Origin of the sequence: Marinobacterium ramblicola, assembly GCF_019084545.1 — a bacterium.
Classification (GTDB): domain Bacteria; phylum Pseudomonadota; class Gammaproteobacteria; order Pseudomonadales; family Balneatricaceae; genus Marinobacterium_D; species Marinobacterium_D ramblicola.
Genome location: NZ_JAHREP010000047.1, coordinates 1 through 11367, shown reverse-complemented (window position 1 = coordinate 11367; position 11367 = coordinate 1). Strand labels below are relative to the sequence as shown.

General features: G+C 60.9%; 9 protein-coding genes and 1 pseudogene. 5 read left to right on the top strand and 5 right to left on the bottom strand.

What is annotated here, in order from left to right; genetic code table 11:
* Both KQ940_RS22230 and aspA read left to right on the top strand, forming a co-directional pair.
* Positions 1–218 (top strand): annotated as a pseudogene (locus KQ940_RS22230) (ABC transporter substrate-binding protein); the annotation flags it as partial.
* A gap of 170 nt (positions 219–388) precedes the next feature.
* On the top strand, positions 389–1843 hold the full coding sequence (aspA, locus tag KQ940_RS22225; RefSeq protein WP_217416840.1) for an aspartate ammonia-lyase: 1455 nt from the start codon (positions 389–391) through the stop codon (positions 1841–1843).
* Between the two features lie 124 nt (positions 1844–1967).
* Here the strand turns inward: aspA and KQ940_RS22220 are convergent, their stop codons facing one another.
* From KQ940_RS22220 to KQ940_RS22200, 5 genes are all read right to left on the bottom strand, one after another.
* Complete coding sequence (locus KQ940_RS22220) at positions 1968–3023, bottom strand: tartrate dehydrogenase (protein ID WP_217416839.1); 1056 nt, start codon at positions 3021–3023, stop codon at positions 1968–1970.
* 65 nt (positions 3024–3088) lie between these two features.
* Positions 3089–3841 (bottom strand): cupin domain-containing protein, encoded by a 753-nt coding sequence (locus KQ940_RS22215; protein WP_246590262.1) that lies wholly within the window; start codon positions 3839–3841, stop codon positions 3089–3091.
* 457 nt (positions 3842–4298) lie between these two features.
* Positions 4299–5255 carry an N-acetyl-gamma-glutamyl-phosphate reductase gene (gene argC / locus KQ940_RS22210; protein ID WP_217416837.1) on the bottom strand — a complete coding sequence of 319 codons (957 nt, stop codon included), beginning with the start codon at positions 5253–5255 and terminating at the stop codon, positions 4299–4301.
* A 20-nt stretch (positions 5256–5275) separates the two neighbouring features.
* Positions 5276–6136: a GNAT family N-acetyltransferase gene (locus KQ940_RS22205; protein ID WP_217416836.1), complete on the bottom strand. Its 861-nt coding sequence runs from the start codon at positions 6134–6136 to the stop codon at positions 5276–5278.
* A 228-nt stretch (positions 6137–6364) separates the two neighbouring features.
* Positions 6365–7243: a GNAT family N-acetyltransferase gene (locus tag KQ940_RS22200; RefSeq protein WP_343222711.1), complete on the bottom strand. Its 879-nt coding sequence runs from the start codon at positions 7241–7243 to the stop codon at positions 6365–6367.
* A gap of 243 nt (positions 7244–7486) precedes the next feature.
* Between KQ940_RS22200 and KQ940_RS22195 the strand changes: the two genes are divergently transcribed.
* From KQ940_RS22195 to KQ940_RS22185, 3 genes are all read left to right on the top strand, one after another.
* Entirely contained in the window at positions 7487–8962 is a 1476-nt protein-coding gene (locus tag KQ940_RS22195) for an aldehyde dehydrogenase family protein (RefSeq protein ID WP_217416835.1), read from the top strand.
* A gap of 233 nt (positions 8963–9195) precedes the next feature.
* A complete protein-coding gene (locus tag KQ940_RS22190) occupies positions 9196–9864 on the top strand; it encodes a haloacid dehalogenase type II (RefSeq protein ID WP_217416834.1) in 669 nt (222 codons plus the stop codon).
* Between the two features lie 36 nt (positions 9865–9900).
* A complete protein-coding gene (locus KQ940_RS22185; RefSeq protein WP_217416833.1) occupies positions 9901–11175 on the top strand; it encodes an NAD(P)/FAD-dependent oxidoreductase in 1275 nt (424 codons plus the stop codon).
* The last annotated feature ends 192 nt before the right edge of the window (positions 11176–11367 follow it).

The following is an 11367-nucleotide window of genomic DNA, read 5'->3' as shown; positions in this document are numbered from 1 at the left end:
AGCTGCTGCTGTCTGCCCGGGCCGAGATCGACGACGCCAAGCGCAAGCAGATGTATGGCGATATGCAGGTGCTGGTAAATGACCACTGCGGCGTCGGCATACCTCATTTCAACAGTAGCCTTGATGCGCATACTACCAAGCTGAAGGGTATGACCCCACACCCGCTTGGCGGCCTGATGGGTTATATGTTCGCCGAGCACGTCTGGCTGGAAGCTTAAAGGCATATCGCCGCCGCTGCGCAAGAGCGCAGCGGGTCGCCTGCATCGTGTGTAAAGCGCTAGCGCTACGTGCCGAATGGGCGAAAAAGTGCATCGATTTTTGGGAGCAACACTTCAGTGTTCGCTCCCCTTTTTGGTTTACGTATAACACAATGTAGGAAAGCTTAATCATGACCATCATCTCTTTAGACGGCCGGTCGTCGATCGGCGCAGTGCGTATCGAGCAGGACCTGCTCGGCGAACTGGCGGTTCCGGCTGATGCCTATTTCGGCGTGCAGACGGCGCGTGCGCTGGACAACTTCCGCATCACCGATATTCCTTTGTCGCATTTTCCCAATTTCATCAGAGCCCTGGCGATGGTGAAAAAGGCAGCGGCCCGGGCTAACCGCAAGCTCGGCAACTTGCCTGAGCGGCTCGAGCAAGCGATCGTCGCTGCCTGCGACGAGATTATCGCGGGGCAGTGGCATGAGCATTTCGTTGTCGACATGATTCAGGGTGGTGCAGGTACGTCGACCAACATGAATGCCAACGAGGTGATCGCGAATCGTGCGCTGGAGCTGCTCGGGCATAGCCGCGGAGAATACGACAAGCTGCACCCCAACAATCATGTCAACCTGTCACAGTCGACCAACGATGTTTATCCGACTGCGGTTCGCCTCGGTATTTTGCTCAGCTATGCCGATCTGACGAACGCAATGGATACGCTCTGTTCGGCATTGCGGGCCAAGGGCGTGGAGTTTTCCCATATTATCAAGATGGGGCGTACCCAGATGCAGGACGCGGTGCCGATGACGCTGGGCCAGGAGTTCCTGGGCTTCGCCACCACCGTGGGCGAGGATGTGGATCGTGTCCATGAATTGGTGCGGCTTTTCCGCGAGGTCAACCTGGGTGCCACTGCAATCGGTACCGGCATCAATACCGATCCGGACTATGCGGCAATGGCCGTAGCAGAGTTGTCGGAGATCAGTGGCGAATCACTGGTGTTGGCCACGGATCTGGTGGAAGCGACCTCCGATACCGGCGCTTTTGTTACCTTCTCCAGCGTTCTGAAGCGTATCGCGGTGAAGATCTCCAAGATCTGTAACGACCTGCGTCTGCTGTCGAGCGGGCCGCGTACCGGCTTTGGCGAGATCAATCTGCCGGCCCGACAGCCGGGCTCATCGATCATGCCGGGTAAGGTGAATCCGGTGATCCCGGAGGTTGTCAATCAGGTTGCCTATCAGGTGATCGGCAATGATCTGACGGTGACCTTTGCCGCCGAGTCCGGGCAGTTGCAACTGAACGCCTTCGAGCCGGTCATCACCTTTAACATCCTGCAGTCGGTCAGGATTCTGACGCGGGCGATGGGCGTGTTGACCGAACGTTGCGTCGTCGGCATCACCGCAAACGAAGCGCATTGCCGCTCGCTGGTAACTAACAGCATCGGCATCGTCACCGCACTAAATCCCTATATCGGTTATCACAACGCGACACGGATCGCCAAGAGGGCACTGGAGAGCGGACGTGGAGTGACCGAACTGGTGCTTGAAGAGGGGTTGCTGACGGTGGCTGATCTTGACGATATTCTGGCGCCGGAGAATATGACGGCACCACGTCGTTTCGAGCAGCGCTCAGCCAAGGCTTGATGATTCTTCTGGCCATGGCGTCCGGTATCCCGGTCGCCATGCCTTTCCTGAACATATAACAGTTGGATAAACCGTAGTAGCCGCTCGTTTCGAGCGGCTGCCTGTGTGCGCACGATGACTGGGATCAGTTACCCAGTACAGTGCGCACCTTTTCAGCCAGTTCGCCGGTGCTCAGGCTTCCGCCCATATCCGGCGTTCCCGCTCCGGTAGCGGTAACAGTTTCGATCGCGGTCATCAGATCGGCAGCCGCTGCGTTTTCCCTCAGATGCTCCAGCATCAGGGCGCCGGCCCAAAGCGTTGCCAGTGGGTTAGCGAGCCCTTTGCCCATGATATCGGGCGCCGAGCCATGCACCGGTTCGAACATGCCGGGTACGCCGCCGGCGGGGTTGATGTTGGCCGACGCGGCAAAACCGAGCCCGCCCTGAATGGCGGCGCCAATATCGGTGAGGATATCGCCGAACAGGTTCGAGGCGACGATGACATCCAGGGTCTGTGGTGCGGTGATCATGCGCGCGGCGATGGCGTCGACGTGATAGCGGGTTACCTTGACGTTGGGGTAATCGGCGGCGACCCGGTCCGTCATCTCATCCCAGAACACCATGCTGTGGCGTTGGGCGTTGGATTTGGTCACCGAGGCCAGACGGCCGCTACGCTTGCGCGCCTGCTCGAAGCCGTGACGCAGTACCCGTTCGACACCGGCACGGGTAAAGATCGACGTTTCCACCGCGACCTCCAGATCGCCGCCCTGGTGGACGCGACCGCCCGCGCCGCTGTATTCACCCTCGGTGTTCTCGCGGATACAGAGGATATCGAACGGCTCGGTGGAGCGCAGCGGTCCAGGTACACCCGCGAGCAGTCGGTGCGGGCGAGCGTTGACCGAGAGATCGAGCCCCTGACGTATCGCCAGAAGCAGATCGCGCAGGGAGATGTGGTCGGGCACCTGGGCGGGCAGGCCGACAGCGCCAAGATAGATGGCGTCGAACGCTTTGAGCTGTTCGACACCGTCTGCAGGCATCATGCAGCCGTGGCGCTGGTAGTGGTCGCAGGACCAGGGCAGCCAGGCGCCCTCAAGACCGAAATTATGCTGCTTGGCCAGGGTTTGAAGCACCGGCCAGGCGGCTTCCATCACTTCGGTGCCGATACCGTCGCCGGGAAGCAGTGCTATGCGGTAATTATTCATCTTCTTTCTCGCTGTTTGGAGTTAGGGGTAGGCGGAGCTCTAGGGTCGCACTTGGCCGGCGCGCCTCAGGATACTGGACGGTAGATCGCATAGACCTTTTTCACCTGTTCGTGGCTTTCCCAACTGCAATGGGCCTGCTGTTCCATCAGGAAGATATCGCCGGTGACGAAGGTGTGTGACGCCCCTGTATGGTCCTCTACCTTGACCGCGCCCTGCAGCAGGTGCATCAGCTCGTAATGGCGGAAAGTCATGTGTCGGCGGAGATAGGGGGTCGAATCCCAGGTGCCGCAGATGAATTCTCCGTTGGCAGACTGGTAGTCGGTATGGTTGCGGCAGTGAGGGGTGGGGCCGATCAACAGCTCCGCCGCCGGCGTGCCGGAGGTGACAAGTGGAGCGGATTCGTCGATCGGGATCAGCTTACCCTCGCCGGCAGTGCCTGCGCGATAGCGCATGTAGAGCAGGGTTGCCGACTCCGCACAGCACCAGTCGAAGCCGACACCGGCGCTCAGGACCGCGCTGGCGCCGTCAGTCAGTTCCAGCGTCTCGCCCTGTCGAGTCAGGGTCAGCAGGCCCTCACAGACGATGACGAACTCGTCGCCCTCCAGGTTGGCCACTGTGCCAACGCCCGCCTGTAACCGAATGGCGCCGACCTCGACCGGACCGGGGGGCAGTTCCAGGGGGTATCGGCAGGCGAGGAAGGCGTCCTCTTGTGTAATGGTTTGGGGTGCCGGGCCGGTACCGGCCTCCTTCGCGAATTGACGCAGGTCCACGAATGAAGGGGAGGTTGTAGCGCGTGTTTCAAGGGTGGTCTGAAGCATGGGAATACCTCCGATATGGGTCATCGTCCGGAGTCTAACAATCGGCTGCCATCCAGGTTGATCGATTGCCGGGCGGCCTATGGCAGATCCTGTCGTTCTGCACCGCCGGTACGGCATGAAAGTCGATGATGCCTTGGGCTCCGAGTCGTGGCGGGTAGGGGAGGGTTTCTCGGCAGGAAGTGTCGGAGCGAAGCCGATAACGCAACTTTATGACACCGAGATGATCGTAAAGGGTGAGGTGTACCGCGGGGACCCCGCTATTATTGATCCTGCATCTTGATGTTGCTTCACACGGCTCACCCCTCGTTTTTTCCTCAGGGGTTTCTCTCCCCGTCGCCGACCGCGCCGGGGAGTTTTTTTATGTACAGGATGTACTGTATGCCGCGGGCGCATGGATGCGCAGGAGCGGCGCTGTACAGGATGTACGGTATGCCTTGGCGCAGGGAGGGGGTGGGTGTCAGGGCAGGTCGACGCCCAGGTGCTCCGGAAAGCCCAACATCAGGTTCAGGTTTTGCACCGCGGCTCCCGAGGCACCCTTGCCGAGATTGTCGAGTCTGGCGACCAGCACGGCTGCCTGCTGGTCAGGGGCGCCGAAGACCGACAGCTCGACCAGGTTGGTGTTTTCCAAGCCGTGAGGTGTGATGAAGGGTGCGGTTCCGCCGGCGATCTCGTCGAGCGGGAGTACCCTGACAAAGCGCTCATGGCGATAGACACGCTCCAGTTCGCTGTGCAGCTTGCGTGGCGAGATCTTGCCGTTGGGTCGCACCGGGATGAAGATCAGCATCCCCTGGGCATAGTTGCCGACACTGGGCACGAACACCGGATGGTGCAGCAGTCCTGACCAGTGCTGAATCTCCGGTAGATGTTTATGCGAGAAGTCCAGCCCGTAGGCGGCGAAGCAGGGTGGAGTGCCAGCCTCCTCTTCGTAGCGTTCGATCATACTTTTGCCGCCACCGCTGTAGCCGGATACCGCGTTGACGGTATAGAAACCGCTCCGTGGCAATAGGCCGGCAGCCAGCAGCGGGCGCATCAGCAGGATAACGCCGGTCGGATAGCAGCCGGGGTTCGCCACCTGCCGGGCGCCTGCGATCGCCGCCCGCTGTCGCGGTGCCAGCTCGGCCAGGCCGTAGACCCAGTCGTCGGAGGTTCGGTGGGCGGAGCTGGCATCCAGCACACGGCAACCGGCTGTTGCCGCCAGGGCCGCGCTTTCGCGGGCAGCGTCGTCGGGCAGGCAGAGCACGGTGACGTCAGCTATCTGCATGATCCGGCTTTTGGCTGCAGGGTCGCGTCTATCGGCCGGATCAATACTTAATATCTCGATGCCGTCGTGGTTGCGAAGCCGTTGCCGAACCTGCAGGCCGGTGGTGCCGGATTCGCCGTCGATAAATATTTTCCTTACAGCCGATCTGCCCATGAAAGGTTCCTGTCTCTCGGTTAACCGAGCGCTTGGTTGATGATGGCAAACTGCTTCATGCCGGGGCCGACATGTGCCGGTTCGCCACGCACCATGGCGACCACCGTGTCCACTTTGACAAGGCCGAGTTCGTTCAGCCAGGGGCTTAGCCCGCCGGAGTCCTGTACATCGATACGCACAAAGGAGTCCACACGGGCGCCAACCCAGTAACTGATCATCGCCTTGGCTCGCTCCGGATCGGGCGCGACCACGGGGCCGATGGTATACCCGTGTCCGAAACGCCGTATCAGGGCGAAACCGACCAGTTCGCCGTAGCTGTCGATGACGACGCATTCGGCGACCTGCAGCAGTTCGTTCATGATGGTCGCGCGGGACATGCCGGTGCTCTCGGCTGCCAGTTCGATCAGTCGGGCGCGGTCGTTGTTGCCCAGCGGACGGATCCGCTCGCCGGTCGGCGGGGCGACCACCTCGGGTTGAACCACGGTGCCCTGGTGTTGATGAACCTCGCCGACAGCCTTAAATCCGAGCTTCTCGTAAAGCGGTTGTCCGGCCGGCGTAGCGTACAGCAGACAGTTGCGATCGCCGATCTCGTCGAGCGCCTGTTGCATCAGTGTACGGCCTATACCTTTGCCTTGGGCCTCAGGCGAGACGATGATCAAGCCCAGGGAAGCATAGTAGCTACCCTGGCTCCAGCACATGGCGGTACCGATGATCTCGCCGTCGCGTTCGGCGACAAAGCCGCTGCCGAGTCGATGCACCAGTTGCCAGTCTTCGAGTCTGTGCGGCCAGCGAACCGCCTGCGACAGCCGATGGGCGGCCGGCAGATCGCTGTCGGTCATCCGCCGGTAGGTAATCTCTGCTGCAAGGTTTAGGGTTGTCATAATAAGCTCCTCCGTCGTTTACCGTTACTTTGGCGGCGGGAAGGAATGAATACTAGGACATTCTTGCCGATAGCCTGGCCAGGGAAATATTCGGTAGTAATGTTCGGTCAGGGGGGGGGATGGTGGTTCATCATGCTGTTGTGGTGCGACCGGACGGCAGAATATTTAGTGTTGCTGGCCGCCACTCTAGGTGCTGCAGCAGGTCGCCTTCATTAATCAGGGATAGGGTTATCCGAGAGTGTGGCTCGCCAGCGCGAAGGTATGCACCTCCGAATAAACCGCCGGTCGCGGATCCGCCGCCATGGTGGTTACCTGATCGAACTCCGGCATGCCGCATCGGCAGAGGAAGTTGCTATATTCGCTGTCGCCCCAGGCGGTATCGACCCTGAGAAAGCTTTCGGCATGCTGCGCCACAAAGGGTGCGGTCAGGGTGATGGCATCGGCACTGTCCTGCGCCACGACCGGCCCTACGACATGCCCACGACCAAATCGGCGGCATAGGGCAAAGCCGACGATCTGTCCGTCGCGCTCAAGCACCTTGCTCTCTGATTGGACCAGCAGTTCGGTCAGTATTTCGCGCCTGTCGACACCGAAGGCAGCCCGGTCGAGACGGAAAATATCCTCGAGGTCCGCCTTCTTCAGAGCACGAACGGTGCTGTTCGGCGGCACGGGGATTTCACCGGGATCGACCGCCCAGCCCTGATGCTGGTGTACCACGGCCACCGGCTTGAAGCCGAGTGTGTCATAAAGGCGGTAGGCGGCTTTGGGCGCATTGACCTGCAGGCGACGATCCCTGCACTGCTCTTGCACTTGATCCATCAGCCAGCGACCGCCGCCTTGGCTCTGAAGCAGGGGGGAGGTGATGACCATGCCGGCGGTGGCGAAATCCTCGCCCATCGGGAACCACATCGCCGAACCGACGACTCGACCGATCTTGTCGCAGGCGGCAAACCCCTGGCCAAGCTTAAGCAGCAGGCGCCAGTCGTCGGGACGGTGTGGCCAGCCGACGCCGACCGACAACTGATGCAGCTTGCCAATATCTTCGCCCTGAATGTTTCGCAGCGTCAGCTCGTAGGTCTCCAGTCGCTTTGATTTTGCGTTGGGCACGTGGATCTCCGTATCGGCTTTTCTCTATTGCGGGTCTTCAGTTTGGCATTGCGGTCTGGCGATTACTAGGACGTTCTTGCCGTCGTGGCAGCGCGGGCAGGGAGGGGGATAAATCGGCATCAAAGGCGCGTGTCGGTGGCGAGTAAACAACTTTGTGCCGCCAGCGGTGGTCATGTCGGCATAAAGGTGCTGTGAATGCCAGCTAGCATTTATTCAAAAGAGCTGAATCTATGGGAGGTTGCAATGGCATCTTTTGATCCTGCACGTATCGCTGTGCCCTGTGCGCATTTCATCGGTGGTCGTGCCGTTACCGAGGCGCACGACGCGCTGGATATTGTACGCCCCTCGGATGGTCAGGTGTACGCGGCGCTGCCGCTGGCCGATCGGGATATGGTTGACCGGGCGGTGGAGAGTGCCTGGAGCGCATTCCGTGAAAGCGACTGGGCGACACGTTCTCCTCGCGAGCGGGCACGCGTGATGAGGCGTTGGGCCGAACTGATCGAGGCCGATGTCGACACGCTAGCCCCGCTTGAGGCGGTCGGTTCCACTCGTCCGATTGCGGCGGCGACACAGTGGGATGTGCCCTTCTGTGCTGAGGGGATACGTTTCTTTGCCGAGTATGCGGATAAGTCCGGTGGCGAGGTGGTGCCGACGGCGCAGGGTCAACTGGGGATGACGATCACCGAGCCCTATGGTGTCATCGGTGCCGTGGCGCCGTGGAATTTTCCGCTGGTGATGGCCTCCTGGAAAGTCGCGCCGGCACTGGCGGCGGGCAACGCGGTGGTGCTGAAGCCCTCCGAGATGACGCCGTTCAGCGTGGTGCGGCTGGCGGAGCTGGCGATTGCCGCTGGCATTCCGCCGGGCATATTCAACGTGGTACAGGGCGACGGTCGGGTCGGTGACGCACTGTGCCGCCACCCACGTATCGCCAAGGTGACCTTTACCGGCTCCACGCGAACCGGTGCCGCGATCATGACGGCCTGTGCCGAAACCGGCACCAAGCCGGTGACGCTGGAGTTGGGCGGCAAGAGCCCGCAGCTGGTGTTCTCCGATATCAAGGATGTCGACAAGGTGGCGCGCCGCGTGGCGCAGGCGATTACTACCAACGCCGGACAGGTCTGCGTGGCCGGGTCGCGACTCATCGTGCAGCGATCGATCGCAGAGCAGCTGATCGAGCGTATCGGCAGTGTATTCGACGAGCTGGTGGCTGGCCCTACTTGGGAGATGTCCAGCACGCTCTCCCCGATCATTTCTGCTCGAGATCTTGAGCGGATCGACGGCATGGTGCGTAGAACGGTGGAGCAGGGCGGTCAGCTGGTTACTGGCGGCGGCCGCATGGCTGAAGAGAGCGGCGGCAGTTTCTACCGTCCAACCCTGCTCAGCGGCGTGAATATGGGTATGGAGGCGGTGCGCGACGAGATATTCGGCCCGGTGCTCTGTGTCGAGACTTTCGAGGATGACGATGAGGCGCTGGCGCTGGCGGCGCACCCCTCCTACGGACTGGCGGCGGGTGTGCATACCGCGGATCTGAGCCGGGCGCTGCGTTTTGTGCGTGAGCTGGAGGCGGGCACTGTCTGGGTCAATCGCTACGGGCGCAGCTGGGACTTCGCCATGCCGACTGGTGGGTTCAAACACTCCGGCATCGGCAAGGATCTTGGCCGCTACGCATTCGAGGCCAACCTGCGTACCAAGAGTGTGCTGATCGATATAGCCGAATAAGGGCTGGAAAGCCGGCGCGGCAGTTTCTACCGCGAGGCGTGGCCAATACCAACAAATATGTGTTGGGGACACGTCAATTCGAGGCGGATCTGTTGTGTAACGGTGCTGTAATTGTTTCAAGGGCGGTTTCGCTTGGGTGGGTTTCACACAGCGAGCCGCCTTGAGATTAAAACCATCCGGGGCGGTTGGGGCCTGGATAAAGATTAATAACTACACGAGCGGAGATTAGAGAGATGACCACATTGAGGCCGAAATACATCACCTTTGACTGCTACGGCACTCTGATCAATTTTCAGATGGCCCCGACTGCGCGCGAAATGTTCGCTGATCGCATCGCGGCGGAGGATATGGATCAGTTCACCCGGGACTTCGCGGCCTACCGGCTCGACGAGGTGTTAGGTGACTGGAAACCCTACAACGAGGTGGTGTGCAACGCCATCGAGCGTACCTGCAAACGTTGGGGTATCGAGTACCGCGACAACGAAGGCATGAAGATCTATCACTCCGTTCCGACCTGGGGGCCGCATGCCGATGTACCGGCGGCGCTGGCGCGTCTGGCCAAAGAGTATAAGTTGGTCGCGCTGACCAATGCGATGGATGAGCAAATTCCGCACAACATCGAGAAGCTGGGCGCGCCTTTCCATCGTGTTTTGACGGCTCAGCAGGCGCAGGCGTACAAGCCGCACCTGAAGGCGTTCGAATACATGCTGGATCAGCTCGACTGCAATCCGGATGATATTTTGCACGTGTCCTCCAGTCTTCGCTATGACCTGATGTCGGCCCACGATATCGGCATCAAGAACAAGGTCTTCGTTTCACGTGGACACGAACCGTCGACCCCTTACTACAACTACCACGAGATCAGTGATCTCGGCGGTCTGCCCGGCCTGGTCGGCCTCTAAGGTTGACCGGATCATGCCCGGATGGGAGGTGAGGTGATGAAACTGGAATCCTATTGGCTCGATACGGCGCCACCCTTCACTCAAGGGGAGCGGGAGCCGGTGTCCGGGCATGTTGATGTTGCCGTGATCGGTGGCGGGTACACCGGGTTGTCGGCGGCGCTGGCACTCGCGCGGCAGGGCGCATCGGTGATGGTGTTCGAGGCCGGCCGCGTGGTCGGCCAGGCCTCGGGTCGCAACGGTGGGCAGTGCAACAGCGGATTGGCACACGATTACGGCGCGCTGTCAGCGCGTATCGGCAGCGACCGGGCGCGGGCCTACTATCGGGCCTACGCTGCTGCCGTGGACAGTGTCGAGACGTTGGTGCGGCAGGAGAATATCGCGTGTGATTTCAGGCGCTCGGGGCGCCTGAAATTGGCGGCCAAGCCCGAGCATTACGACAAGCTGGCACGCGCGTGCGAACGCCTGGCCAGCGAGGTCGATCCTGAAGTCGAGATGCTGTCGCGAGAGCAGGTGCGCGAGGAGGTGGATTCGGACGCGTTCTTCGGTGGCCTGCTGCAGAAGACCAGTGCCCAGATGCATATGGGGCGCTTCGGTGTCGGCCTGGCCGACGCTGCCGTCAGGCAGGGCGCGCGAATCGTCGAGTCGGCACCGGTGACCCGGATCGATCCGGTGAGCGGAGGGTACAACGTGCTTTCCGGTCGCGGTGCCGTAACGGCAGGGCAGGTGTTGCTGTCCACCGGTAGCTCCTCTGTCGGGCCTTTCGGCTATTTTCGTCGGCGTCTGGTGTCGGTCGGCAGCTTCATCGTCGTGACGGAGCCGCTGTCGCCAGAGCTGGTGAGTCGGCTCCTGCCCAGGCAGCGCTGCTATGTCACCTCCCGGCAGATCGGCAACTACTTCCGTCTAACGGCGGATAATCGTTTGGTGTTCGGTGGTCGGGCCCGTTTCGCGATGTCGAATCCACGTTCCGATGAAAAGAGCGGGCAGATACTGCGTGCCGCGATGCGCAAGATATTTCCGGAGCTGGGCAGCGTGCGCATCGACTATTGTTGGGGCGGCCTGGTCGACATGACCGCCGATCGTCTGCCGCGTGCCGGTCGGCACAAGGGGATGTTCTATTCGCTCGGCTACAGCGGTCATGGAGTGCAGATGTCGGTCCATATGGGGCAGCAGATGGCACAGGTGATGACGGGCGTCGGCGAGGCCAACCCTTGGCGCGATCTGGATTGGCCTGCCATCCCCGGGCATTTCGGCAAGCCCTGGTTCCTCCCACTGGTGGGGGCCTACTACCGTTTTCAGGATTTTATTCACTGATGACAGGCCCGAGAAGATAACAACAACGATAGTTCTATAGAACCTTGGAGGCATAAGATGAAGAACAAGAAACAGCCTTTCGACCGGATCGGATCCCAAATGGGCGAGACCGGTGTCGAATCCGTCCACGGCATCTCGCGGCGCGATCTGATGCGCGGCATCGCCGCCGGTACCCTGCTGGCGGCAACCGGT

What these genes read in the sequence shown, in the direction of transcription:
- KQ940_RS22220 (WP_217416839.1), bottom strand. Translation starts at nt 3,023, where the DNA reads ATGAATAATTACCGCATAGCACTGCTTCCCGGCGACGGTATCGGCACC.
- KQ940_RS22215 (WP_246590262.1), bottom strand. Translation starts at nt 3,841, where the DNA reads ATGCTTCAGACCACCCTTGAAACACGCGCTACAACCTCCCCTTCATTC.
- aspA (WP_217416840.1), top strand. Translation starts at nt 389, where the DNA reads ATGACCATCATCTCTTTAGACGGCCGGTCGTCGATCGGCGCAGTGCGT.
- KQ940_RS22205 (WP_217416836.1), bottom strand. Translation starts at nt 6,136, where the DNA reads ATGACAACCCTAAACCTTGCAGCAGAGATTACCTACCGGCGGATGACC.
- KQ940_RS22185 (WP_217416833.1), top strand. Translation starts at nt 9,901, where the DNA reads ATGAAACTGGAATCCTATTGGCTCGATACGGCGCCACCCTTCACTCAA.
- KQ940_RS22190 (WP_217416834.1), top strand. Translation starts at nt 9,196, where the DNA reads ATGACCACATTGAGGCCGAAATACATCACCTTTGACTGCTACGGCACT.
- argC (WP_217416837.1), bottom strand. Translation starts at nt 5,255, where the DNA reads ATGGGCAGATCGGCTGTAAGGAAAATATTTATCGACGGCGAATCCGGC.
- KQ940_RS22195 (WP_217416835.1), top strand. Translation starts at nt 7,487, where the DNA reads ATGGCATCTTTTGATCCTGCACGTATCGCTGTGCCCTGTGCGCATTTC.